This window comes from Suilimivivens aceti, from assembly GCF_025567405.1.
In the GTDB taxonomy this organism is placed as follows: Bacteria; Bacillota; Clostridia; order Lachnospirales; family Lachnospiraceae; genus Suilimivivens; species Suilimivivens aceti.
The window spans coordinates 240,524-265,401 of the sequence record NZ_JAOQKJ010000001.1; the positions used below are offsets into that span (position 1 = coordinate 240,524).

A 24,878-nucleotide genomic window follows, 5' to 3' on the forward strand; every position below is an offset into this window, starting at 1 on the left:
ATAGGAAGTCTCTGTTTTATGATTTTTGCTGTATTACGCAATATCATTCCTCTTTCTAATATGCCTTTTTATATACTGGCATGTGTTATTTTTGTTGTTACAGCTTTAGCATCCTACTTTTTCCTTGTTAATCATGATCATTCCCGGAAGAATTCCTTATTCCAGAATATTCTGTGTTTTCTTCCTCCACTTGCCATTATTATCTGGATGATTCTGTTCTATATTAATGAGCCAAATGCTGAGCATCCTCTAGAGATAGATCAGTTAATACGCAGATCTTTTCCGCTTCCTGTCTGGATCGGTCTTATGATACTTGGTACCTGTATTTGTCTGTTTCTGTTCCGCACAAAAGCTGGCAATTGTAACTCTGTTTCCAAAATCAGAAAGTATATCCGTCTCGTAATTACTGTTCTGCTTGCAATCGGTACTTCCATTCAGTTTTACGCACCCAATATTTTTCAGGATATTCAGGGAGGTACTTACCATAGTCATGCCTATACAAGCAGCATTATTAATGTATGCTGGCTGACTCCATACAGCGAAGATCTGGAATCTCTTTACGGGCACTACGCCATTTTGTACATGCCTTTTCTGAAGCTGATGCATAAGTTTTTTACCATTGATTATCTTACCGGAATTTTTATTCTCTGTGCTATACTGGCAGGTATATCTGTTCTGCTGTTTGCTTATGTCCTGAATTATTTCATTAAAAATGATGTTATTTTCTATCTGGCATTGTTTGGTATTGGCGAATACTATTTCATGCTTATGCAGGGAGGTGTCTATATGCAGGTACATCCTCATCGCATGATTTTCCCTATTCTGCTCACAGCCCTTGCTGTTTATGAACAGAAAAAGCAACGTCAGTATCCGGTTTTAGCTGTTCTTTTTATTACACTTTCATTTGTATGGTCTACGGAAGTAGGTCTTGTTATTATGCTTGCATTCAGTCTGCTTCGCTGGTATCAGGCTGTTATTGACACCACTCCATTTTCTGTTAAAAAGGTACTGAAGTTTTTCCCTTATTTACTGCTGTATACTATACTGCCTTTTGCTTTATCCTACCTTATTGTCAATGCTTACAATTTGTTAGCTGGCGGAAGTATATTAGACTTCAGTGAATTTATGTTTCCTCTTATTTCAGACAGAGGCTACATTGATCAGATTGAACTGCCGCTTCCGAATGCAGCCCACCCATGGACAGCATCTGCCATTCTTTTTCTCATTTTTGTCTGCATTGCTCTATTTGCATTGTTATGGCATAATCCCGAAAAAAAAGAAAAGCTTTCTTTCTTCTTTTTCTTTGGAACTATGGGTCTTGGTCTTATGCTTTACTATACAAACCGTGCAGCCGAAGGAAGCATGTTCATTGTTCTTTTCTTCCTTTTGATCTTACAGGCATTGATTTTACAAAAATCTCAGGATATGTACCTTATACGAAAAACCTCCGGTGAATCCGCTTTTCAGCAAAAAGACGGTATTCTATTCCTGATGCTCCGTATCATCACCACGTTTATCCTGTTTGCCATGGCTTTTGACTGTATCTATTCCATGCCAAAAGCATGGAAAACCTCTTCCGAAACCATATGGAAACGGGCAGAGCTGCAGGAATTTGCAGATTACCTCTATGACCAGGTACCTCCGGATGCAGTTTCCTTCGGTGAGGGTGTTCCGGAAATTATGTCCATGATAGACCGTGACACACACCTTCATACCACCGAATGGTCTTATCTCAACATGCCGTTAGATACTATGGAAAGAAACTACGACAGAATAAAGGGATCTCAATGGATTTTCTGTTCCTTATACAGTCTTTGGTATCTGCAGGAAAACTATCCCGGCTTAGTAGATAATTATGAGCTGCATGAACAGTTTGAGTATAATGGCGCCGAATTTGGATTTTTCGTAAAGCTTGATGAATGAGGTACTTCATGAAAAAGCTATATAAAACAACTATATTTATTATTCTTTCTCTATTGCTGCTTGGCATTTATCTCTATGTAGATTCCAACCATGGCAGCTTACATAATCAAATACTCTCTACTGATATATTGTCCTACGAACAGATAGAGCAGCTTTCTGCTGGAAAAAAAGATGCTTTCATGCAGCCAGAAATAACATTTAATGATGATTCTATAGCATATGATTCAGAACAAAATATGCTTCTAATTCCTCAGAATCTTTCAGAAGACCAGTATGACGGAAAATTATCTGTTTCCGACGGGAAGCTGTATTTTCTGGAGGATGAAGAAGGATTCTCTAATAAATCAGAATCCATCAGTCAGAATCGTGTTTTTCGTCTTTTCTGGATTCGTGATACACAGGTATGGATGTATAATGTATATTTCACTGGTATGCCTGTAATGTGCCTTTCAACCAATGCTACTATATACTGTGAAGAGTCTGAAAAAGATGATGACGAAGATATTGATGATATCCTCAAATGGGAAGGCAATGTCTGGCTATCTGATCCGTACCATACCAGCACCAGTTTTCAAATTACAGATTGTAACTGGCACAAAAGAGGTGCCACAACTATGAACTATGAAAAAGCAGGCTATAAGCTCAACCTGGATCACAAGAAATCCTTTCTTGGCATGAGAAAAGATGATGACTGGATTCTGAATGCCCTTTACGATGATGAAGGTCTGATCCATAATAAATTGTCCTATCAGGTATGGCAGGAAATTGCATCGTCAAATAGTGTTGCAAATGATGAGGGCATTTCCATGGAATATGTAGAATTATTTGTAGATCAGGAATATCGTGGCGTATATGGTCTTTCTGAACGAATTGATAAGAAATCAGCTTCTCTGAGCTCCCATGATATTTTGTACAAATACCGTTCCCAGGAATTTGCATCAGAAGCTGATTTCTACCCCTGCGGTCAGGAACCAGAATCACCAATCGTGACAATTGAATATCCAAAGGACTTTGATGACTCTGACTGGAATCCTATGCGTACCTGGATCTCTATGTTTAACACAGAGCAGACACCTGATTATGAAAAAGCGAAATCTCTTCTCAATATGGAAAACGCCATTGACTATAATTTATTCAACCAACTGATCTATGGTATGGATAATATTATGAAAAATGTATATTTTAAAGCTGAATATCAATCAAACGGAAGTTATCAGTTCATAAAGATTCCCTGGGATCTGAATATGACCTGGGGCAATTCCTGGGTAGATGATTATAACTGTGGTTTTAACAGATATAAGGAAGAAAATATCACCTCGTCCGGTGGCTTCAGCGAAGATATGATCTCTCTTTATCAGGTAACCCCACCCGAAATATCTGAGCAGCTTCTGACACGCTGGCAGGAACTCCGTCAGGAAATCATCACTCCTGAAAGCATAATCCAAATGCTGGATCAGGAGCTCGCCTACCTGCATGGCTCTGGTGCTTATGCAAGAAATCTTCAGAAATGGCCACCAACCTGTGATCACTGGCAGGAATCCCAGCTTTATGAATACATTTATGGCCGAATTGCTTTTCTTGACAGTTATTATAGTGATTTATATAAAAGCAGCCACAACCAAGAGTCCGGTAACCAATACTAACGAATGTGAGGAATTTACTATGAATTTCAATGATGCTATCAAAAAATCTGTATTAGAGGGATTTTCTTATGCAGATATGTCAAATGCCAAAATCTTTACTACCCTGATCATCACCTTTTTGATCGCTGTATACATTTTCATTGTATATAAGAAAGTAACGAAAAGTGCCTTCTACTTTAAGAATTTTAATATTTCCATGGCTATTATTTCTGTGGTTACAGCCGGTATTATCCTCGCCATGCAGTCCAGTATCGTCATTTCACTTGGTATGGTTGGTGCTCTTTCCATCGTAAGATTCCGTACTGCCATCAAGGATCCTATGGATCTGCTGTTCCTGTTCTGGTCTATCGGCACCGGTATTATCTGTGGTGCAGGACTATATAAGATTGCTGTAATCCTGGCAGTACTTGTAACAATTGGTCTTCTCATCCTGGATCTTTTTCCTGTACGTATCAGTCCCTATCTTCTGATCATCAATGCTGATTCTGACGACCGGGAAGATGACATTCTTGCTCTGATCCAGCAGAATGCTGGATACTATAAACTAAAATCCAAAAATATTTCTTCCGGAAGCATGGATCTTATTTATGAAACCCGATCCAAAAACGAAAAGGAATTGGTAAACAGTCTTTCTCACCTTGACGGTGTTCTCTCTGTTTCCCTGCTCAGTCATGATGGAGAAGTAAAGAATTAAGGAAGGACCCTACAGCCATGCTGTTTAACTCCTATATTTTCATATTTTTATTTTTGCCTATAGTACTGCTTGGCTATTATCTTCTTGGCTCAAGAGGTCATTCCAGGGCGGCCGTATATTTCCTTACCGCCATGTCCCTGGGCTTTTATGGCTACAACAGCATTTCTGCCCTGCTGATCCTGTTTGTCAGTATTGTGGTCAATTATGCCCTTGTCTGTCTCATGCAGAAGACAGAGCGGACAGGGCGGCGCAGAATGTATCTGATCATCCTGCTCATATGGAACATCGGCCTGCTTTTTGTTTATAAATATTCCAGCTTCTTTCTGGAAAATATAAATCTGGCCTTTGATACCGATTTTTCACCGCTGCAGCTTCTTATGCCGCTCGGTATCAGCTTTTATACCTTCCAGCAGATTTCCTATGGTGTAGACTGTTATCGGAAAGAATGTAAGGGATATCAGTTTTCTGATTATCTGGCTTATATTACCTTTTTCCCAAGCATCTCCTCAGGTCCTATCGTATACCACAGTGAGCTGATCCCCCAGCTTCAGGATCCGGAACGTAAAAAGGTACTGTTTACCCACCTTGGGCAGGGGCTGTATGCTTTTTCCCTTGGTCTTGCGAAAAAGGTACTGATCGCTGACACTCTTGCCAAGGTTGTTTCTGTAGGCTATGCCAATATTCCGGAGCTGAATACCTTCAGTACGATCCTCGTGATGCTGAGCTATTCCCTGCAGATCTATTTCGACTTTTCGGGCTACTGTGATATGGCGCTTGGTATCTCCAGGATGCTGAACCTGGATCTGCCGGTCAACTTCAATTCGCCCTACAAGGCTGTTTCCATCACAGACTTCTGGGACAGATGGCACATGACCCTGACACGGTTCTTCACAAAATATGTCTATATTCCTCTCGGCGGAAGCCGCAGGGGACTGCCAAGGACTCTGTTAAACGTCATGATCGTATTTCTGGTCAGCGGATTATGGCATGGTGCAAACTGGACCTTTATCCTGTGGGGTGCGCTTCACGGACTTTTGAATGTGCTGGAAAAGGCACTGCGGATCAAGGATCGGAAAATACCCGTCCTTCTCCGGAGAGGGTTTACCTTTAGCTTCGTGACACTGGCCTGGAGTATTTTCCGCGCACCTTCCCTTTCTGATTCCATGGCGCTGTTTGGCGGACTGTTTTCCGGTGGCTTTTCTCTCTATCAGCCTATCCGTGACAAATTTATGGATGTCATCGAGATCAGTTTTCTCTACCGGGCAGGTCTCGGCGGTCTTATGGAATCAAGGCCATGGCTGATGCTGACCCTGTTTATCGTGGTTCTTATGGCCGCATGCTTTACCATGAAGAATACGCAGGAGAAAATGGCTCTGTTCGCCTTCAGTCCCGAAAAGGGAAGCCGCCGGAAAATGCTGTGGAAATGCCTGGTAACAGCAGGGCTTTTGTTCTGGAGTATCCTGTCCCTTGCAGAAATCAGCGAATTCCTGTATTTTACTTTTTAAGAGCGTACACAAATATGGAAAATCAAAAGCATTCAGAAAATTTAAATAACAGCAGAAATGATCAGTCTGAAGCAGCCGCCAGGAAATGGTTCTGTAGATGTCTCAGTATCCTTGCCAGTCTGTTGATCCTGACCGGTCTTGTCGTGGTGGTCGTAGATCCCTATTTCCATTATCATAAGCCCTTTTCCTTTTTATCCTACAGGCTGTATGAGGAGCGCTATACCAATGACGGGATCTCCCGGCATTTTGACTTTGACGCCATGATCACCGGTACTTCCATGGCGCAGAACTTTAAGCCAAGTGAAATGGACGAGTTGTTTGGAACCAATGCGGTTAAAGAAACCTTCTCCGGTGCAGGCTATCAGGAGCTTTCTGAAAATCTGGGGCGTGCCCTGAAACGCAATCCGGAGCTGAAAACAGTGCTCTGGGTCGTTGATTACAATGGATTTCTCAGAGATTATGACTGGAAGCAGTATGAAGATTACCCAACCTATCTTTATGATGACAATCCATGGAATGATACCGCTTATTTATTTAATAAATCCATTCTTTATCATGGTGTTTTTTCCAACGTGCGCATGACGCTGTCGCACACACCGAGCACTACTATGGATGAATATTCTTCCTGGGAAAGAGACTGTGGACTAGACTATATTCTGCAGTCCTATGACAGAGAAAATGTGACCATTCCGGCGGATACCGGCTTTGGTCCTGAAGAAAAGGCGAAGGTAGAGCAGACGATCAATACAAACGTGGTTGATCTTGTCAGCCAGTACCCGGATGTGACTTTTTATATCATGTACCCGCCTTACAGCATCTGTTACTTCGACGCTCTTATGCTGAAGGGAACCCTGGACAGACAGCTTCAGGCTGAGCAGACCGCTACCGAGCTTCTGCTTGACTGCCCGAATGTAAGGCTCTATAACTTCTTTGATCAGTATGATATCATCTGCAATACCGATTACTACTGTGACGACGGTCACTACAACGGTGAAGTAAATTCCATGCTGCTTCAGATGATTGCAGAGGATAAATGCCTTGTTACCCGTGAAAACTATCTGGAAAAGCTGGCTGCTGAAAGGGAGTTCTTCAGCAGCTATGATTATGATGCGATCTATGAACAGGCTGGCACTGATTAATCCTTCAGTGCCAGTACCACATACTCTCTGTCATCCTCTGACTTCTGCAGACCCTCAGCCAGCCAGTCACTTACATGCTCCTCATATTCCCCGGATTCCAGCATTGTCTCTGCAAATGTCTTACGAATACACAGGTAATCAGAGCCGTAATAGGTTTCCTTAAGGCTTTCCAGTGTATCCTGCGGTGTGATCATGCCGTCCACCACATCTGCCCTGTACCATGTGGAGCGATAATCAATATCATCAAAGATCACTACCGATCTTTCCGGGATCTCCGCATAAGCCTCCTCCCACTGCCTTGCCACCGCATTATAATAACAATCTGAAGCATTAAACTCCCCATTTGCCTGCAGGGAAAGGACGGAGAGCACGGTGATCACTGTCACTGCCATGCCAAAGAACCTAAACGGCTTCCTGCCCTTCACATAAGGCAGCAGTAAGCCGGCCAGCCCTATACAGATCAGGAATGTACCCGGTTCGAAAAAGCGGAAATAAAAGCTGTCCATGGATGACACATAGCGGATGCCTATAAAAATCACATCATACAGAATTCCCATCGTGATCAGCACCGATTCTCTGGTAAAATGTCTGCAGCTCCTGAAAATAAAAGCTGCAAGTCCTGCAAGGATCAGCACAATCAGAAATACCTTCAGGTTATAAGGATAATTTTCCAGTCTCTCCGGTATTGCCAGGGAAAAGATATTGAAAAATTCTGTCAGCAGGCTTTCGATCAGATCATTGGTGAGCGCCTGGTAATCATCCCACCACATAGTTCTGCTCACCCCCGATGCCATTCCATTCATAATCTTGTTCATGGCCAGGTAAGCAACGCTCAAAAGTCCCGATACCAGCGCTGTCAGTGTCAGCTTCCCTGCCCGTATCAGGTAGGCCTTATCCTTTTTCCTTTGAAACAGGAAAAAAAGGATCAGAATATAAACCCCTGTTACGATCCACACATAAATACCATAATACCGGGTCAGGAAGCAGGAAAGTCCCATGATGCCAAGAAGCACATACCATTTCGCATCTGTTTTTTCATCCTGCAATATCCTGGCCAGTATCAGGCCAAAGCAGAGCATGAATAAAATAAAGGGGATCTCGCTCCAGGTATAATAGCACAGTGTCAGAAAGCCTGTATTGGTCAGGCAGAGCGCATACAGCCATGCCTCCCTTTTAAAGCAGAGCCGCAGTACCACGAGCAGTAAAAAAACTGTGACCATAGCCACTATCTTCGATGCCAGATAGGCATTTGCTCCCGTGATCAGCATGATCCCTGCGATCATTACCGAATACAGGATCGGCCAGTTGGCAAACCAGGAACGGTATCCGGCAATGCCATCATACTGAAAGCCATTTCCCTGTACCAGGTTTTCTGCCTCCCTCATATATCCGGCAGAATCAGCCGAAATATAAATCCCATTCAGATATGCCCTTGCATAGATGCTGATACAGATCGCAGCGAATAGAAGAAGCAGAAAGCAGTCACTTCCATAGCTGTCAATCCATTTTTCAAAAGGAATCTTCTGAAATGCAGCACAGATCTGTTCTCTGCCGATCCATACCAGAGAAAGCCATGCGATAAGGAGCAGGATACAGACCGGAACAGAATAATAAAAAATATCTCCGTATGTAACATGTGTCTGCTCCGTCTGCAGAATACCAAGGGAAATGCCATAGGGCAACACTTCCTGCCCCTGCCATACAGCTTCTTCAAAAGGCAGCTCTCTGCCCCACCCTTCCGGAACCTGCATGAAATAGGGCTCTGCTCCCTCCGCCCGGATCGTCAGCTGATAGCTTTCTCCCTCTATAAAAGAAGCATTTCCCGGAAAGGTTCCCCACTTGCCTGCTGTAAAATCGGTAACAGGGCAGGATCCATTCAGAAGCACATCCTCTTCCTCATTCTTAAGTGTCAGCCTGAGCGTTCCACTGTCCTTTTCAGAGATATTGACAAGCAGCAGCTGAAAGCCACTGATGGAAAAGTCCTGCGCTGCCTTTAGTGTTATTGTCAGTGGTTCTCCATCCTCACAGACCACATAAACCGGATCAGGATCGATCGTTGGAAGTATTTCCGTACTGGCAATGCTGTTCTGTGCCGTATGGGTAAGTATCAGCATTACTCCCAGAAACACTATGATCCCGGCCATGCTCAAAGCTATCCTCTTAATCCATTTTTGATTCTTCATACATCTTCTCCGCAAGCTTTAATGCCAGTTCTACCACCAGATCAGAATTATAATGGCAGTGTTCTCCCCATCTTCCCAGGCCATATACCCCTTTTGTCCTGCAAAAGCCAAGGAGTCTGTCCATGATCTCCGGCTTCCCTACTGTGTTCAGTGGATAAGCATATTCGTTCATATAGGTAAATTCTGCCTCCTCCCGGTAAAGAGAAACCCGCTCCTTCCGTGTCTCCAGCCAGTACCCCCTGCTGCCCTGGCAGAAATTGTGTCTTACCAGAATACGGTGATAGGGCTTTTTCTCATCCGGAATATATAACCACTGGGCTTTTGTATCCAGCATTTCCCCGATGTATCTCGTTTCTATTGCACTGGATTTCAGCTTCTTTACAGAAGATACGATTTCCTGTGGCATTCCCTCTATCGTTTCAAAGCTTCTCCAGGGAATCGTCATGATAATATATTCCGCTTCCCATATACGTCCATCTGCAGCAGTCACAGTCTTTTTCTCCAGATCAATTCCTGTTACATCCACCTGATACAGTATATTTGATGCTATTTCCGCGGCCATACGGAGCCACAGCTCTCCATAGCCGTATTTTTCAGGATAATAAAAGCTTGCATGTCCCGGCTGCTTTCCATAAGCCCTGTGCTCCAGGCAGGAGCGCAGCGTATCTTCAAAGGATACATCCGGCAGCTTCTCGAGCCAGTAGGTTCCAAGCTCATCCAGCTCATCCGCAAACATTTTCCGGTTATAGGGAAGCATATACATTTCTGCAATCCTGTCACCCAGCTTCCAGATGATCCAGTCCTTAAATTTTCCAGGCTTCTGCTTTCCGCTGTTGCAGCCGCTTCTGGCAATGGACGACAATACCTCCACCTGTGAATCCACCGGAAGCTGCCAGATATTTGCTTCCAGGGGGTGTCCTACCTGCTGATCTCCGATCACGATCCTGCTGTCTCTTTCAAACAGCTTCCATTCCTCTTTTGGCATAAAACGGAACAGAAAAGTATTTACGGCAGGTCTTCTCACATCCAGGAAATGACCTCCGCCAATGTCAAAGGGACTGCCATCCACCATTACTGAGCGGCACAGTCCTCCTGCCTCCTGCTCCTTTTCAAGTACCAGAAAGGAATCCTCAGACAGCTCCTTTAACCGGTTGGCAAAGGTAAGTCCTGCCGGTCCGGCTCCTAAGATCAGATATTTTACTTTTTCCATATCATGCCCTCATTTTCTTTTAATTGGAATAGCAGCCTCAGAGCTTCTGTAACAGAGCTGCCCTTCAGACTGGATGCCGTACCCACATAATGGATCGGCACCTCCACGGTATTCAGGTTCCTGCAGTAAAAGCGCATCTCTGTCTGGTACATATGCCCGGTGGAAAGAAAATGAGAGAGCTCCAGCTTCTCCAGCACCTCTCTTTGGAATGCCTCGAATCCGCTTGTCATATCCTGCAGCCTCGTTCCAAGTACCAGATTGGAAAGAAAGGTCCCGCCAAAGCTTAATATTCTCCTGTATAATGGCTGCTCCCTCATGGAGCCGCCCTCCATAAACCGGGATCCCCAGACACAGTCATACCCTTCTTCCAGTCTGTCGAGAAACTGTGGTATTTCTGCCGGCAGATGACTTCCGCCGCCATCCATTTCCAGCACCTGTTCTGCCCCATCCTCAAGCGCCTGCCTAAAGCCCTCCAGATAGCAGCTGATCACCCCGGTGGATTCCTGGTAAAAGATACATTTTACCTTATCTGAAGCTTTTTCTCTTTCTCTTATGATCTCCTCGGTACGGTCTTTAGAATAGCTGTCAACTACCGGATAGATATACAGGTTATCGTAGGGCAGGGCAAGGATTTCATCCAGGATCTGTCCCATTGTGTTTTCTTCATTTGCAACCGGCATGACAATGATTGTCTTTTTCATTTGTCTGTTCCCATCTGTTTTTATTTTTCACTGCTGTATACAGCATGCTCCATCCTGCATGATCACGCCTTACTTCTCATCGGGATGACCACCCTGTCATAAAGCTTCACCACGTCATAATATATCTCCGGGCTTTTCAGAAACAGTGCCATTCTTGCCCGGTCACCCTTTGCCACATAGCTGCTCCTGTAGATCTCCCGGATCCTTTTCTTTTCTCCGGTCAGCATCTCTGCAATCCTCCTTGCCGACTCCTTCATGCCCCTTGTCTTAAAATCCAGGAAATAATAAAGCATCCGCTTGCAGAAATAATAATAAGACTTATCAGCCAGCTCTGTGAAGCCATGCTCTGCCAGATAGCTCTCCTGCTCCCTCCAGAAAGGGATCTCATCCTGGAAGCGGCGCTCGTGAAGTCTCTCATTCATGATGCTGCCCTGTCTGTCCACCATGTAATTATAATAAGGTGTATCAAGAAAGGCACAGCTTTCCGCCTGTACCAGAGCCATCGTGGTATACATGATGTCCTCGGATTTTCTTCCCTCCCTGAAGCTGATATTCTCTATGATATCCCTGCGGAAAAGCTTGCTCCAGACAGACGGATAGATGTGATACTGCTCCTGGTCGCAGATATACACCTCAAGTGCCCGGTTTCTGTCAAGCAGCATTACATTTCCTGTGGGATGGATCTTTTCAGCACCTTCTCCAACCTGTCTGTAGGTGCAGATCGCCACCGGTACCTGCAGATCCGTACAGGCTCTCAGCATTTCCTCGTACATATCCGGCTCCACCCAGTCATCACCATCCACATAGCCGATATAATCGCCCTTTGCGATCTTAACACCGGCATTCCTGGCAGCGGAGGGACCTCCATTTTCCTTGTGGATCACAGAAATACGGGGACACTCTGCCGCATATCTGTCACAGATCTGTCCCGTCCTGTCTGTAGATCCGTCATCCACTACAATGATCTCCAGTCTCTGGTAGGTCTGTGCGATCAGACTGTCCAGACATCTTGGCAGATATTTTTCTATATTGTAAGCCGTCACAATAACGGATATCAAAAGCTCGGACTGATACATTTATTCATCCTCCAGATTTCCCTCTGCATCAATACGGATCATATTTTCCGTATAAATATCCTGGCAATCCTGATTATTGAACCACCTCGCCGGTGCGAACACCATTTTTTCAGGGAAAGCATCCAGATAGGCTCCCCACCAGCTGAAGCTGGAATTGGCCACGATCTGATGCCTGCAGCTGCTCATCAGAAGCAGATCCAGATATCCCTTTTCTTCGCCGCTCCCCTCTATAACAAAAAAAGCCGGATCTCCCGGATAAAACCTTTGGACCCATTCCTTCACGTAAGGCGCATCATTACTGAACAGGAAAAATGTGGCATCAGGATGTATTTTTCTGATCTCTTCGATCGCTTTCCGGTAATAGGCGTCGGTACAGTTGCCCCCATAGATCGCACTGCCGCTGACATAATCTCCCCGTCTGAAATGCACACTGACGGATTCACAGCTCTCAATCTGATCAAGAACCGGTCCAAAGCCATCCTGCTTAAGGATCTTATACACCCTGTCCGTAAAGGTAAAGGCATTTCTCACCTTATCCTTCATATCTGCAAAATATTTCTCAGATTGAAAATAGCCGGTAAGATATGCCGGCTCCTTTTGCAATACCACCGGATCAAAATTGCAGCCATTCTCCTGGTATTCCAGACTTTTTCTCCCAAACAGCTTCCTCCGGATCCTGTCCACGGGTCTCATAAACCCGTCTGTTATGGTATTCAGTTCTTTACCTGTAGCCCTCTCATAATCAATGCCGAAGCACCACAGCATGATCGGTCTTGCATTCTCCCTGCCTGCATACTCCGTTACATCATCAAATTTCACTTCACGGCCCATTTCCTTCAGCTTCAGATACAATGCATACTGAAACATCTGATTCCCAAGGCCGCCTGTCATTCTGATTATGTTCATGATTCCTTACGCTCCTTCCGGTTCACCCTTCCCCTCGGATCGATCAGAACCATTCCATCTGTATAGATATCTGCACTTTCCACGTTGTTTTTCCATCGGTCAGGCGCTACCACGATCTTGTCCGGATTGGTATTCAGATAGGCGCTCCACCAGCTGAAGCTGGAATTACTGATAATACTGTGATCACATTTACTCATCAGCATCATATCCAGATATCCGGTATACTCTGTATTGCTCTCTACCAGGATAAATTTTTCCCTGAGTGCCGCCTTCTCTTCTTTACTCATTTCTTCGGTCTGCTGGCTTTCGATCAGGCCTTCTACCCAGTTTTTCACCCACTTTGGCTCATTACTGAAAATATAAAAGGTGGCATTCTTTACCTTATCCTGCATAAAGCGTACCGCACCCTCATAGTATTTCTCAGTACAGATCCCCTCATACAGCTCTTCATCCGTACGGGAATCACTGCGGTACATATGAAGACCGACAGAGCTTCCGCTCTTTATCCTCTGCAGATACTCCTCTGTAGCCATATACAGCTTTTCAGGCAGGTGCATTTCGTCCAGCTCAGGAAAAGTATAAAGCTTTTGGATGTCATCCCTGATATCGGCAAAGTAGCGTTCACTCTGAAAGGCTCCCTTTAAATACATATTATCAAAGGTGAGTACCTTCGGGTCAAAAAATCCCTGCTCTTCGTATTCAATTGCTCTTCGTCCAAGCAGCTTCCTCCGGATCCGGTTCTTCCATTTCATGGATCCGTCTGTAAAAGCCGTGATCTCATTCCAGTCAGCTCTTGGATAGGTGATTCCAAAGACCGCAAGCATGATCGGTCTTGCCCTCTCACCCCGGTATTCATTGATATCATCAAATTTTACTTCTTTTCCCATGGATCTCAGCTTCTCATAAAGAGCATACTGAAACATCTGGTTGCCAAGGCCCCCTGCCATTCTGATAATGATCATAAGCTGATACTTGCCTTCCTTCTTATATAAACCGGTGTGCCATAAAATCCTGGAACATGAGAATGTACCAGATCTGGATCCGCCATTCTCCCTTTTCTGTAAAGTCGCTCCAGATCTTTTTCACCACATCTGCATTCAGGATCCCCTGTTCACGGATCGTTTTCTCATTAAGAAGTGTCTCCGCCCAGTCACGAAGCTCTCCGCTTCTTAGCCACTTCTCCACCGGGATACTGAAGCCTTTCTTGGGACGCTCCATCATTTCCTCCGGCACATACCGGTAAAGTACATCACGGAGAACCAGCTTGCCACGCTTGCCTTCCCGGAGATAATCAATGGGAAGTGTCCAGGCAAATTCAACCACATCCCTGTCAAGCATCGGCACTCTTGTTTCCAGCGAAACAGCCATGGCCGTCCGGTCCACCTTCACCAGGATATCGTCAGGATGGTACATTTCCATATCCATCAGCATGATATTATGGTTTGTTTCCTCAAGAAAATGAGGATCATATTCACTGTATTTATAGCTGCAGTTCCCTTTCGTTAAGGAAATCTGCTTTGTCAGAGGATCTGTCTCATAGGAACAGATATAAAGATCAGAAGGTCCTTTCGCTCCAAGCAGTGTCCCCTTGATCCGGTAAATCGGTTTTTTCGCCAGCGGACTGTGGATAACCAGTTCACTGCAGGGCTTCCTGATAAAATAAGGCACACCCTTCATTTTATTCCAGATCCTCTCCACAGATGCATAGGAGGTATAGCCGCAGAACAGCTCGTCTCCGGCATCCCCGCTTAAGGATACCGTCACATGCTCCCTCGTCATCTTGCTTACCAGATACGTCGGGATCTGGGAGGAATCTGCGAAGGGCTCTCCAAACATTTCAGAAAGCTTAGGAACAACAGCCCTCGCATCTGCTTCTGTAATATAAAGCTCTGTATGCTCTGTTCCAAGATGCTGTGCGATCTCCTTGGCATAGGTGGCTTCATTATATCCCTCTTCATCCATGCCAATGGTAAAGCTCTTCACCTTTCCCTTATTCAGATCCTGCATCAGCGCCACGATCGTACTGGAGTCAATACCTGCTGACAGGAAGGCTCCTACCGGCACATCCGCCACCATCTGCTCAGCAATGGCCTCCTTTAACAGTCTCTCCAGCTCATCTGCAGCTTCCTTCCGGCTTCCTTTAAAGAGGTTTGCCTGCCCCTTCTTTGCTGCCTCTGCTACTGACCAGTAGGGCTTTACAGTAACATCATCCATGTTATTAAATGGCAATTTAATTTTCGCAAAGGTTCCTGCTTCCAGCTTATAGATCTTTTCATAAATGGAATAAGGAGCCGGAATATAACCATGGATAAAGTACAGTTCAAGCACCTCCCGGTTGATCGGATTGTCAAAGCCATCCAGTACAGAAATACATCCTATATCAGAGGCAAACACAAAGCTTCTGCCTACCATACCGTAGTATAAGGGCTTTTCTCCTATGCGGTCACGCATCAGATACAGGCACTGCTCTTTCCTGTCATACAGACAGATGGCAAACATTCCCTTACAGAATGCAAGGGTCTCTTCTATCCCATAGGCTTCAAAGGACTCCAGAAGTACCTCTGTATCAGAGGTGCCACGGAATGCACTGACCTTTCCCTCGGAAAGCAATCTGTCAGAAAGCTTCTTATAGTTATAAATCTCTCCATTATAAGTAATGACATATCTTCCGCTGTGTGAGGTCATGGGCTGTGCCCCATTCTCAGACAGATCCACGATGGAAAGTCTTCTGTGCCCCAGTGTTACCTGACCATCCTCAGAGAAATAGCTTCCTCCTGCATCCGGTCCCCGATGCAGCATCCGCGCCTTCATCTTCTCTATATTTCTTTTTCTGTCTCCATCAAAGCTGCAAAATCCTGCAATTCCGCACATGAAGTCCTCCTCCAGTCTTTTCTATAGTGTCATTTCCCCAGTTTTGTCAGGGAATACAGGTAATTCTCCCACTCACCATAAACCACCTCCGGTTTAAAAATAGCAGCTGCTTTTGCAGCATTCTCACCGATTTCATCGGCTATCTGCAAGTGGTTTAGCAAATATTGCATCTTTTCCTGCAATTTCTGTGTATCACCAACCGGAATCAAATATCCGTTTTTTCCGTCTTCGATCAGCTCCGCCGGACCACCGCAGGGGCAGTCTGTAGAGATCACTGTAAGTCCCAGAAGCATGGCTTCGATCAAAGTATTAGGGGCGCCTTCAGAATTAGAAGGAAGGACGAAGAGTCTCGCCCTTTCAATAACACCTGCTACGTCACTGGTTGCTCCCATCATAAAAGCCTGCTTTTCCAGTAAAAGCTCAAGGATCAGGTGCTGAAGCCTTTCTTTCTGATCCCCTTCACCATAGATCTTAAGACTGTAATCCGGAAATTCCCCGGCAATCCCAGCAAATGCCCGGATCAGCAACTCATGATTCTTATTTTCATCCACCCTGCCTACTGCCACGATGGTCTTTTCCCTTTCTCCCCGGTAAGGCTGTCTGAAAAAAGCCTTGTTGATCGGGTTTTTAAGGATCACTGCCTTTTTCTGCACCTTCTCTGGAAAGAAGGAAAAGCACTGTCTGGTCTGCAGGATCACGCCATCTGCTGACGCAAACAAATGTCTTGCCATAAACCGCATCCAACCATTGTAATATTCAAGTGCAGGCTCTGCCCGGACAGATACCGCTACCGGGATATGGAGGAACCGGCTTGTCAGGATCGCCATCATATTATTCTTTCCGATAAAGGAGAGGATCACATCCGGCCTTTCTGTCTTCCAGATCATACGCAGCTTCCCGAAGCGGCGTCCAAAGTTCACAATGCGGCTTCCCGTGATTTCCTCTTCTGTGATATCTGAGATCACACGCTTTACACCATCTGGAAGCGGATATTCATTTTCTTTTTTATACTGGGTCACCATGGTGACCTCATGGCCCTTTTCTGTCAGATCTGCAGCCAGATTCACCAGTACCCGCTCTGCGCCGCCCTTTGTCAGCGCCCCTATCAGCATTGCCACATGCATGGATCCACAGCTCCCTTATTTCATATAGGTCTGATACCACTGCTGGAAGGTGAAGAAGGACCAGGTCAGCTTGGAATAATTCTCTCCGGTAGCCGGTCCCTTATCTCCGGTCTTCATATAGCCTTCTATCATATCGGCGGTAAAATCAGCATCAAAGATTCTCTGCTTCTTTAAGTATTCCCTGCTGCACATATCTGTAAGCTGTTCCCTTAAAGGTCCTCTCAGCCACTGATCCATTGGCACGCCAAAGCCAACCTTTGGTCTGTCAAGAAGCTCTCTTTTAATATAATCATAGGCAATATCCTTCAGGATCCGCTTTTTATTCCCCTTATCATACTTCAGGGAATGATCCATCCGGAAGGAATACTCCATGACTTCCTTATCCAGGATCGGGCATCTTGCTTCCAGGGAATATTTCATGGATGCACGGTCTACCTTGCAGAGAATATCACCCGGCAGATAGGTATCCATGTCCAGAAGCATCCGGCGGATCTGCCAGTCTGATACCCCATATTCACTTTCTATTTCAAAATGACAGGGCTGTCCTTCGCCGAGCACCATTTTTTGTGCTCTTGTCACATAATTTCCTGCGCCAAACTGGGTTTTACTTTCTTTACCACGGTTTCCGGCAATTACTCTTACCCGGAAAGGCAGCTTTCCTTCCAGTCCTGCCTGCTTTAGGCCTGGCAGATTACATATCCCGTGCACCATACCGCCAAGCATATCCAGTCTCTGTGCCTGTCTGACATTTTCATAAATATTATAGCCACAGAAAAACTCATCGCCGCCATCCCCGGAAAGCGCAACCGTCACCTGCTCTCTGGCAAGCTTTGACACCAGCATGGTTGCAATCTGGGAAGAATCCGCAAAGGGTTCATCATAATACTTCGGGATACTCTCCACCAGTTTGAACATTTCCGCTTCATCTATGATCAGCTCAGTATGCTTTGTGCCCAGATGTTCTGCCACTGCTCTGGCATATCCTGCTTCATTATATCTCTCTTCATGGAAACCGATGGAAAAGGTCTTAACCGGCTCACTGCTTGCTTCCTGTGCCATAGCTGTCATCAGGGAAGAATCATAACCGCCGCTTAAAAAGGCTCCCAGCGGAACATCTGCGATCATACGGCTTTTCACAGCCTTCTGCAGCAATGCCTTTAATTCACTCTTTGCCTGCTCATAATCCGTCACAGGATTCTTTCTCATCTCATGATAGACATTCTTAATATCCCAGTATTTCCAGGTTTTTACCTCTCCATAATGGAACTGCAGGATACCGCCCGGCTCCAGCTTGTAAACCTGTTCAAAAATGCTGTCCGGTGCATTGATATACTGCTGGAAAAGGTACCTTGACAGTACATCCTTCCGGATCCTTTTCTGAAAGCCCTCTCTTGCCATCAGCGGCTTTAACTCTGAACCAAAGATAAGATTCCCGTCTGAAAGCTCATAATACAATGGCTTCTTGCCAATTCTGTCCCTTACCAGATAAACGGTATCATCTTCTCTGTCAAAAATGCAGATGGCAAACATGCCATTCAGCCTGCTGATACAGTCAATGCCCCATTTCAGGTAGGCTGCTATGATCACTTCCGTGTCGCAGGTAGAACGGAAAGGATAATCCTTAAGTTCCTCCTTCAGCTCCTGAAAATTATAGATTTCTCCATTGTAGACTACACTGATGCGGCCATTTGCCGAATGCATGGGCTGGTGCCCCAAAGGAGACAGATCCATAATGGAAAGTCTTCTCTGTGCCAGACCCACCTGGTAACCGTTTCGGATGGGATAAATCTCTTCTCCGCTGTCATCCGGTCCTCTGTGGATCATCGTATCATTCATGATCTTCAGCTGTTCCCGTGTAATATTCTGTTTGGATACAAATCCGCATATTCCACACATATGATCCTGCTCCTGTCTGTTCTACTCAAGTACTTCCTCTATATATTCTTTCCATTGCTGCAGAATAGCCTGTCCATTGATCCTTTCTCTGATGTGGAGCGCTTCTCCCGCCAATCCTTCTCTTAATTCTTCATCCTCGATCAGACGGTTGATGTTTTCTGTCATGGCCTTCTCATCTCCGACCGGGATCAGGATACCATTGACCCCATTCTCGATCACAGTAGCAGGGCCGCCGCAGGGACAATCGGTCGCTACAACCGGCATGCCGAGGGTCATAGCCTCCAGCAGGGCATTGGGCATGCCCTCATAATCAGAAGAAAAGGCATAGATCTCTGCCTTTGGCAGCTCCCTCTGCAATTCATCGCTGCCGCCCATCAGAATCATATACTCTTCTGCATGATTCTGACGGATGATCTCCTCCAGCTTTTCCCTGGTGCCATCCCCGGAATCCGGTCCATACAGCTTCAGTATATAATCCGGATGCTTCTCATGAACCTTGATAAATGCCCTGAAAAGCATGGCCTGATTCTTAAAATCAACCAGTCGCCCAGACTGTACAACCACTTTCTCCTTCTGCTGCGGTATTTCTGCCTGTAGATATTTATCATTGACAGGATTCAGAATGATCCTGGATCTTTTCTGAAGGGATTTTGGGAAATAACTCATCTGTTCTGCTGTCTGGAACACACAGCCCTTTGCCAGCCGGTATAATGTCGGCATCAAAAGCTTGTCTGCCCAGGTATTATAATAGGATTTCGGATCCTGGCGCACTGCCGGGATCACCGGTACATGCGTGCCTATGGCTGATACAAGTGCCCTGTAGTTCGGTCTTCTGGTAAAGGAGATCACCACGTCCGGCTTTTCCTCTCTGATCAGTCTGTGAAGATAGGAAAAGCGCAGATAGATCTTGGTTATCCTGCTCTTTTCCTCATCCTCTGGCCGAAGTCCGACTGATATCCGCCTTACTTTGGGATCCAGCGCAAATTCCACTTCTCCCTGCCATTCCGTGGCAGCGATCACTTCATAATCCTCCTGAACCAGCTGGTTCACCAGGTTGGATACGACACGCTCTGCGCCGCCCTGCTCAAAGCAGTTTAAATGAAATAGAAGTTTTCTCATAATGCTCCCGTTTTTCCACAATCTTTCTGCTCATTTTATCACATCTGACAATCTCTCACAAGTCTGCGGAGTGATCCCTGCCCTGTCACTCATTGCTCAGGATCACGTCAGATATATTCAAAAATTCCCTGTATTGCATCAGATACATTCATCAGTTCTGATAACGGTATCCTGGCCACTTTTTTGTACCCACGCACAGCCAAATCTAATAGAGCTATCTTCTCACACTGAATATAACCTTCCACTTCCTGCACGGATGTCCATATATGAAGAGGGCCTTCCTTTGAATCACGGATAATTGGACATCCTATTACCTCGCCACTTGTATTAAAGAAATCTTTACTGACAACCAGCACAGGATGCTTTATTTTCTCAACCTTAATAATATCCCCCTGATGCACACTCCCCATTACCACACCTCTCTGCCAACGGGCTCTCCAAAATCATATTCCCCATCAAGCATTAACCTGCCATTATATTCAGATGCTCTTTCTTCCAATGTTTTATGCCTAAAGGGTTTTGCCAAAGTAATTACTCCATCTGTCACTGTCACATCTAGCATTTCATTTAATGTGATTCCCGCACTCTTCAAAATTTCCTTAGGCAATCTGATTCCCTGACTATTTCCCCATTCTTTTACCTGTGCCTGCATTTGACCACCTCACCTCTTATATCTGTATATACATAGTATACACATTTAATAATAAATTATCAATGATTTATTCTTCAGCCAGCTTCAGAAACTGCTCCAGATATTTCTCATAGGTAAAATCTCCTGCCCGCCTGGCAGCCGTCTGGCGGTAGCTTTGCAGCAGCTTCTCATCCTGCAAAAGCCTTATCACAGTATCTGCAAGATTTCTCTCTTCCTCCGTGATATCTGCCGGATCCAGATTCTCCTCCTTCTGCATTTCCGGTACCACGATTCCATAATCTCCATATATAACAGGTGTTTCTTTTTCTTTCTGTTTCTCTGTAAACTGATCATTCAGAGAAGCAGTGTCTCCATTCCTTACGAGGATCTCTGCAGGACCCGTCAGACAGTTGGTGCTGACAGGTGCCAAGGAAAGAGTCATGGCCTCTACCAGTGCATTAGGAAATCCTTCGTTGGCAGAGGTAAGCAGATATACTTCCCCGTATTTCAGAAGTGCGTAAGGATCCCTCCGCATGCAGGCAAAATAAATTGCATCTGTTATTTTAAGCTGTTCTGCCAGTGTTTTATACTTTTGGAAGGTACCGGCTCCCATCAGGATCAGTCTTGCTTCCGGTATTTGATCGTGCACCAGCTTAAAGGCCTTGATCATATGCCAGAAACCTTTCATGGGATCGTCTCTTCCCATGGATACCAGATAGCGGAGCTGCCCAGGTTCCTGCTGTAGGCTTCCTGCCTCTTTCAATTCTTCTGCAAAAGGAAGCGGCGGATCTGATGCGGCTGCCTCCTTCCGGATCGTATCCGCATCATAGAGATTATACAGCACCGCTGTATTATTAAATTTATATTTAATTTTTACAGATTTCTCAATATCTCTGGAGCAGCATACGATCAGGTCTGCCTTTTTCACCAGAAGACGCATCTTAGTCTCTTCTTCTACATCGGTGTAGTTCCGAAGTCCAAGCCAGACCTTCTCCTTACCCGTCTTGGAAAAGGCGTTGACCATATTGGCTGTCGGTCCGAAGCTGTAGGCGATCTCGGGCTGCATTTCCTTCTTCAGCTCACGCACTTTCCGGGATCTTCTGATAATATTCAGGATCTTCTGCAGCTTTCCCTTACGGACACCCATCTGGATATCAATAATGGAAAGTCCTTCCACATCATAGGCGATATTGGCAGAATCAAAGATTACAATGGTGACATCAAAATAGGGTTCCAGCAGTCTCGCCGTAGTGACACACACCCTTTCAAAACCGCCCTGATGAAGCATGGGACTGATCAGCATCAATTTTCTTTTACTCATTTTCCCACCTTCCGCTTTCATAAAAGCGCATCATCCTTTCTGCCTGAGCCTGCACATCAAAGCCGGCTGCCGCCATTTTTGCAGCGTATTTTTCCCTGTTCTCCTGTTTGGACACTAAAGCATCCATCCGCCGCTGCAATACCTCTGCCCAGACCTTCGGCTCTTTCTCTATGCTCATCGTTTCTACCAGCTCTGTTGCTATCACTTCCCGGCAGATCGTATCGCTCATCAGACACGGCAGACCGCTTGCCTGCGCTTCCACGATGGTTCCTGGCATACCCTCATACCGGGACGGATATACGAAATAGTCCATAGCCTGATAATAATCGGCGATATTCTTATGATTTCCAAGAAAATGTACCCTGTCTGCCACGCCAAGCTCTTCTGCCAGCTTTCTGGTATCCTCCATGAGAGGTCCTTCTCCCAGTAAAATCAAATGATAATTCTGATCAGCTCCGTTCTCTGCTGTGCTGCCACCTGCTCCAGCACTCATCCGGCACAGCTTCGCAAACACCCGGAGCAGGTATTCATGGTTTTTGGCATAGTGGAATCTTCCCACATGCCCGATGATAATGGCATCTGTAAGCCCAAGCTCCTCACGCATCTTTTTCCGTTTTTCTGGGTCAAAGGTAAACCCTGCACAGTCGATCGCATTAGGGATAAAGATCGTCTTTCCTTCCCGGACTGCTTTTTCGCCGTAAACAGAAATCCCAGCGAGTTCAGAACAGGTGAAGAGATAATCTGCCTTATCTGCCAGATTTCTCCGAAGGAACCGTGTCATGGTACCTTTAAGCCCCTTATCCACTCCGGCACTTCTCGCGTGGGCTGCGGTTTTCTTTACGCCTGCTTTCTTTGCGATTGGAAGATAGATGGCCGCTGTGCTCGTCATATGTCCCTGTACCAGAGCAAATTCATGATGCTCCTGAAAGAATTCCTTCAGTGCTTTCCGATAAGAAAAATAGTTATAGATACGAAAACGGGGAACCCGGAAAATACGTCCTCCTAGTTCCCTGATCTCCTTTTCATAAAAGCCTTCTTCTCCGGAATGCACCAGAAAATCAAATTGTACACGATTTCGGTCTGTATGACGGTACAGATCCATGATCCTGCTCTCTGCTCCACCAAGGTTGGTATTGCCAAGTACATGGAGTACCCGTACTGCTTCTCCCATGCTTTCTATCCTTTCTCTTTTCAGTGATGCAGCCTCACAAGCAAAAACTTCGCCCTAGCCATCAGATATTCCCGGATCCGCCCGGGAAAACCTCGTTTCACAGCCGGCACCTTCCGGTATTCCTCATAGCTGATCCATGTGACACCTTCTGCCTGGAATCTCTTCTCATAGCCTGCCAGCTCTTCTTCCTGTATGGTTCCGGTATGAACCACCATGGTGGAATATCCTTTTTTCTTTTTCAGGGTATCAGAAAGCCGGAAGGAAATGGGATAAAAGGTCAGTCCCTGCCAGAGATAAGGCTGTTCTCCAAAGCCATCTGTCAGTGCCTGAAAGCCATTTTCTTTCAATGCCCGCAGTGTATTCCTGTCATAGGAATGAGCCGGTGCCATGAACAGATCGGTACGCACACCATGCTCTTCGAGGATCTGCTTTCCCCTCGCGATCATCTCTTTCTGCTCTTCATAAGGCTTTCCCGCATATTCAGAAAAGTCATTTAAAGGAAACAGGCCGCCTTTCTTTGTACTGTATACATGGTTCATGCCATGAAGAGCCACAGACCAGCCTTCTTCCTGAAGACCTCGGATATAAGCATAAAAATCCGCCGGTGCGTCCTTTCTGCTTTCGCTGCTGCCCCTCAGGTTCTCGTCCCGGTTGTCCGGAACAACCCCTATAAGCGGTTTCACCTGATACTGATCCAGCAGCGCCTTAAACCTAAAAAAGCGCTGCCAGTCCATATCAGGTGTAATGTCATCTAATCTTACTGCGATTTTCATAAATTTTCCTTATACCAGTTGATTGCCAGGTGGATTCCCTTGGCAAAATCATATTCCGGATCATAATGAAGCAGCTCTCTTGCCTTGCTGATATCTGCATTGGAATCCCGGATATCACCTGCCCGGTCTGGTCCGAAGTTCGGTTCAACCTGTTTGCCAAGTGCATCACATAGCTGATGGTAAACATCGATCAGATACTCTCTGCCGCCGGCACCGATATTGAAAGCCTCTCCTGCTGCCTCTGAACCTGCCAGACAGGCCTTCAGGTTAGCTTCGATCACGTTGTCAACATAAGTAAAGTCACGGGACTGTCTACCATCACCGTTGATCGTGGGAACCTCGCCGTTCATCAGCTGCTTGATGAACTTCGGGATGACAGCGGCATACATGCCGTTAGGATCCTGCCTGCGTCCAAATACATTGAAGTAACGCATGCCATAGGTATCCAGTCCATAGAGAACCTTATACAGTCTTCCGTATTCCTCATCCACCCTTTTGGTCAGTGCATAGGGAGAAAGAAGCTTACCCTCGTGCCCTTCCTTCTTGGGAAGCACCGGATGATCTCCGTAAACAGAGGAACTGGAAGCATATACAAACTTCTTTACTCCATTCTGTCTGGAGGCCTCCATCATGTTTAAGGTACCACGGATATTGATCTCCTCATAAAGAAGCGGCATTTCAATACTTCTCGGAACGCTGCCCCAGGCTGCCTGGTTCAGTACATAGGTCACACCCTCTGTCGCCTTCATGCAGGTTTCCAGCTCCCGGATGTCTCCTTTGATAAAGGTGAACTTCGGATTCTCCATAAAAGGCTCTATATTTTCCAGCTTTCCGGTGGAAAGATTGTCAAGGCATCTTACTGTATATCCCAGCTCCAGAATCGCCTCACACAGGTTGGAGCCGATAAAACCGGCACCACCTGTCACAAGAAAAACCGCATCTTTGTCAAATTTCAGTTCTCGAAAACTCATATTCGTCCTCTTTTCTGTCTC

The 24,878-nt window shown here is 45.6% G+C and carries 21 protein-coding genes; 5 read left to right on the top strand and 16 right to left on the bottom strand.

The genetic code is table 11. The annotated features are described in order from the left end of the window. Positions 1-18: 18 nt before the first annotated feature. The 5 genes from OCV77_RS01040 to OCV77_RS01060 are packed head-to-tail and all read left to right on the top strand — an operon-like array spanning position 19 to position 6,904. Positions 19-1,923: a hypothetical protein gene (locus tag OCV77_RS01040; RefSeq protein ID WP_262572511.1), complete on the top strand. Its 1,905-nt coding sequence runs from the start codon at positions 19-21 to the stop codon at positions 1,921-1,923. An 8-nt stretch (positions 1,924-1,931) separates the two neighbouring features. Further along, positions 1,932-3,566, top strand: a complete 1,635-nt coding sequence (locus OCV77_RS01045) for a CotH kinase family protein (protein WP_262572513.1) — start codon at positions 1,932-1,934, stop codon at positions 3,564-3,566. A gap of 19 nt (positions 3,567-3,585) precedes the next feature. Continuing rightward, complete coding sequence (locus OCV77_RS01050; RefSeq protein WP_262572515.1) at positions 3,586-4,260, top strand: DUF4956 domain-containing protein; 675 nt, start codon at positions 3,586-3,588, stop codon at positions 4,258-4,260. A gap of 17 nt (positions 4,261-4,277) precedes the next feature. Further along, the gene (locus tag OCV77_RS01055) at positions 4,278-5,765 is read left to right on the top strand and encodes an MBOAT family O-acyltransferase (protein WP_262572518.1); all 1,488 of its coding nucleotides are present in this window, start codon (positions 4,278-4,280) and stop codon (positions 5,763-5,765) included. A gap of 14 nt (positions 5,766-5,779) precedes the next feature. Continuing rightward, a complete protein-coding gene (locus tag OCV77_RS01060; RefSeq protein ID WP_262572520.1) occupies positions 5,780-6,904 on the top strand; it encodes a hypothetical protein in 1,125 nt (374 codons plus the stop codon). Here OCV77_RS01060 and OCV77_RS01065 read toward each other — a convergent pair. The 16 genes from OCV77_RS01065 to OCV77_RS01140 all read right to left on the bottom strand — a co-directional run bounded on the left by OCV77_RS01065 (position 6,901) and on the right by OCV77_RS01140 (position 24,857). Continuing rightward, complete coding sequence (locus tag OCV77_RS01065) at positions 6,901-9,087, bottom strand: glycosyltransferase family 39 protein (RefSeq protein ID WP_262572522.1); 2,187 nt, start codon at positions 9,085-9,087, stop codon at positions 6,901-6,903. The two genes, OCV77_RS01060 and OCV77_RS01065, sit on opposite strands and share 4 nt — an antisense overlap. Next, positions 9,065-10,297 (bottom strand): protoporphyrinogen/coproporphyrinogen oxidase, encoded by a 1,233-nt coding sequence (locus OCV77_RS01070; protein ID WP_262572524.1) that lies wholly within the window; start codon positions 10,295-10,297, stop codon positions 9,065-9,067. The genes OCV77_RS01065 and OCV77_RS01070 overlap by 23 nt, the downstream gene beginning before the upstream one ends. Then, a complete protein-coding gene (locus tag OCV77_RS01075; RefSeq protein ID WP_118797311.1) occupies positions 10,285-10,998 on the bottom strand; it encodes a glycosyltransferase in 714 nt (237 codons plus the stop codon). The genes OCV77_RS01070 and OCV77_RS01075 overlap by 13 nt, the downstream gene beginning before the upstream one ends. Before the next feature lie 62 nt (positions 10,999-11,060). After that, complete coding sequence (locus OCV77_RS01080; protein WP_118797310.1) at positions 11,061-12,074, bottom strand: glycosyltransferase; 1,014 nt, start codon at positions 12,072-12,074, stop codon at positions 11,061-11,063. Further along, positions 12,075-12,980 (bottom strand): alpha-1,2-fucosyltransferase, encoded by a 906-nt coding sequence (locus OCV77_RS01085; protein ID WP_262572525.1) that lies wholly within the window; start codon positions 12,978-12,980, stop codon positions 12,075-12,077. It lies immediately after the preceding gene. Beyond that, positions 12,977-13,942: an alpha-1,2-fucosyltransferase gene (locus OCV77_RS01090; protein WP_118797308.1), complete on the bottom strand. Its 966-nt coding sequence runs from the start codon at positions 13,940-13,942 to the stop codon at positions 12,977-12,979. Before OCV77_RS01090 ends, OCV77_RS01085 begins: the two co-directional genes overlap by 4 nt. A 22-nt stretch (positions 13,943-13,964) precedes the next feature. Beyond that, entirely contained in the window at positions 13,965-15,851 is a 1,887-nt protein-coding gene (gene asnB, locus OCV77_RS01095; RefSeq protein WP_262572527.1) for an asparagine synthase (glutamine-hydrolyzing), read from the bottom strand. Positions 15,852-15,880: 29 nt separating this feature from the next. Further along, the gene (locus OCV77_RS01100; protein ID WP_262572528.1) at positions 15,881-16,975 is read right to left on the bottom strand and encodes a glycosyltransferase; all 1,095 of its coding nucleotides are present in this window, start codon (positions 16,973-16,975) and stop codon (positions 15,881-15,883) included. Positions 16,976-16,990: 15 nt separating this feature from the next. Continuing rightward, entirely contained in the window at positions 16,991-18,871 is a 1,881-nt protein-coding gene (gene asnB / locus OCV77_RS01105) for an asparagine synthase (glutamine-hydrolyzing) (protein WP_262572530.1), read from the bottom strand. 21 nt (positions 18,872-18,892) lie between these two features. Continuing rightward, positions 18,893-19,990: a glycosyltransferase gene (locus OCV77_RS01110; protein WP_262572532.1), complete on the bottom strand. Its 1,098-nt coding sequence runs from the start codon at positions 19,988-19,990 to the stop codon at positions 18,893-18,895. Between the two features lie 107 nt (positions 19,991-20,097). Then, a complete protein-coding gene (locus tag OCV77_RS01115) occupies positions 20,098-20,400 on the bottom strand; it encodes a type II toxin-antitoxin system PemK/MazF family toxin (RefSeq protein WP_262572755.1) in 303 nt (100 codons plus the stop codon). Next, entirely contained in the window at positions 20,400-20,642 is a 243-nt protein-coding gene (locus OCV77_RS01120; RefSeq protein ID WP_262572534.1) for an AbrB/MazE/SpoVT family DNA-binding domain-containing protein, read from the bottom strand. Before OCV77_RS01120 ends, OCV77_RS01115 begins: the two co-directional genes overlap by 1 nt. 67 nt (positions 20,643-20,709) lie before the next feature. Continuing rightward, the gene (locus OCV77_RS01125; protein ID WP_262572537.1) at positions 20,710-21,942 is read right to left on the bottom strand and encodes a glycosyltransferase; all 1,233 of its coding nucleotides are present in this window, start codon (positions 21,940-21,942) and stop codon (positions 20,710-20,712) included. Continuing rightward, a complete protein-coding gene (locus OCV77_RS01130; protein ID WP_262572539.1) occupies positions 21,935-23,113 on the bottom strand; it encodes a glycosyltransferase family 1 protein in 1,179 nt (392 codons plus the stop codon). Before OCV77_RS01130 ends, OCV77_RS01125 begins: the two co-directional genes overlap by 8 nt. A 20-nt stretch (positions 23,114-23,133) precedes the next feature. Continuing rightward, positions 23,134-23,886, bottom strand: a complete 753-nt coding sequence (locus tag OCV77_RS01135) for a DUF2334 domain-containing protein (RefSeq protein ID WP_262572541.1) — start codon at positions 23,884-23,886, stop codon at positions 23,134-23,136. Then, positions 23,883-24,857 (bottom strand): SDR family oxidoreductase, encoded by a 975-nt coding sequence (locus tag OCV77_RS01140; RefSeq protein ID WP_118797300.1) that lies wholly within the window; start codon positions 24,855-24,857, stop codon positions 23,883-23,885. Before OCV77_RS01140 ends, OCV77_RS01135 begins: the two co-directional genes overlap by 4 nt. Positions 24,858-24,878 lie beyond the last annotated feature (21 nt).

Coding starts and splice junctions, on each gene's coding strand:
- OCV77_RS01040 (WP_262572511.1), top strand. CDS start 19: ATGATTTTTGCTGTATTACGCAATATCATTCCTCTTTCTAATATGCCT.
- OCV77_RS01045 (WP_262572513.1), top strand. CDS start 1,932: ATGAAAAAGCTATATAAAACAACTATATTTATTATTCTTTCTCTATTG.
- OCV77_RS01050 (WP_262572515.1), top strand. CDS start 3,586: ATGAATTTCAATGATGCTATCAAAAAATCTGTATTAGAGGGATTTTCT.
- OCV77_RS01055 (WP_262572518.1), top strand. CDS start 4,278: ATGCTGTTTAACTCCTATATTTTCATATTTTTATTTTTGCCTATAGTA.
- OCV77_RS01060 (WP_262572520.1), top strand. CDS start 5,780: ATGGAAAATCAAAAGCATTCAGAAAATTTAAATAACAGCAGAAATGAT.
- OCV77_RS01065 (WP_262572522.1), bottom strand. CDS start 9,087: ATGAAGAATCAAAAATGGATTAAGAGGATAGCTTTGAGCATGGCCGGG.
- OCV77_RS01070 (WP_262572524.1), bottom strand. CDS start 10,297: ATGGAAAAAGTAAAATATCTGATCTTAGGAGCCGGACCGGCAGGACTT.
- OCV77_RS01075 (WP_118797311.1), bottom strand. CDS start 10,998: ATGAAAAAGACAATCATTGTCATGCCGGTTGCAAATGAAGAAAACACA.
- OCV77_RS01080 (WP_118797310.1), bottom strand. CDS start 12,074: ATGTATCAGTCCGAGCTTTTGATATCCGTTATTGTGACGGCTTACAAT.
- OCV77_RS01085 (WP_262572525.1), bottom strand. CDS start 12,980: ATGAACATAATCAGAATGACAGGCGGCCTTGGGAATCAGATGTTTCAG.
- OCV77_RS01090 (WP_118797308.1), bottom strand. CDS start 13,942: ATGATCATTATCAGAATGGCAGGGGGCCTTGGCAACCAGATGTTTCAG.
- asnB (WP_262572527.1), bottom strand. CDS start 15,851: ATGTGCGGAATTGCAGGATTTTGCAGCTTTGATGGAGACAGAAAAAGA.
- OCV77_RS01100 (WP_262572528.1), bottom strand. CDS start 16,975: ATGCATGTGGCAATGCTGATAGGGGCGCTGACAAAGGGCGGCGCAGAG.
- asnB (WP_262572530.1), bottom strand. CDS start 18,871: ATGTGTGGAATATGCGGATTTGTATCCAAACAGAATATTACACGGGAA.
- OCV77_RS01110 (WP_262572532.1), bottom strand. CDS start 19,990: ATGAGAAAACTTCTATTTCATTTAAACTGCTTTGAGCAGGGCGGCGCA.
- OCV77_RS01115 (WP_262572755.1), bottom strand. CDS start 20,400: ATGGGGAGTGTGCATCAGGGGGATATTATTAAGGTTGAGAAAATAAAG.
- OCV77_RS01120 (WP_262572534.1), bottom strand. CDS start 20,642: ATGCAGGCACAGGTAAAAGAATGGGGAAATAGTCAGGGAATCAGATTG.
- OCV77_RS01125 (WP_262572537.1), bottom strand. CDS start 21,942: ATGAGTAAAAGAAAATTGATGCTGATCAGTCCCATGCTTCATCAGGGC.
- OCV77_RS01130 (WP_262572539.1), bottom strand. CDS start 23,113: ATGGGAGAAGCAGTACGGGTACTCCATGTACTTGGCAATACCAACCTT.
- OCV77_RS01135 (WP_262572541.1), bottom strand. CDS start 23,886: ATGAAAATCGCAGTAAGATTAGATGACATTACACCTGATATGGACTGG.
- OCV77_RS01140 (WP_118797300.1), bottom strand. CDS start 24,857: ATGAGTTTTCGAGAACTGAAATTTGACAAAGATGCGGTTTTTCTTGTG.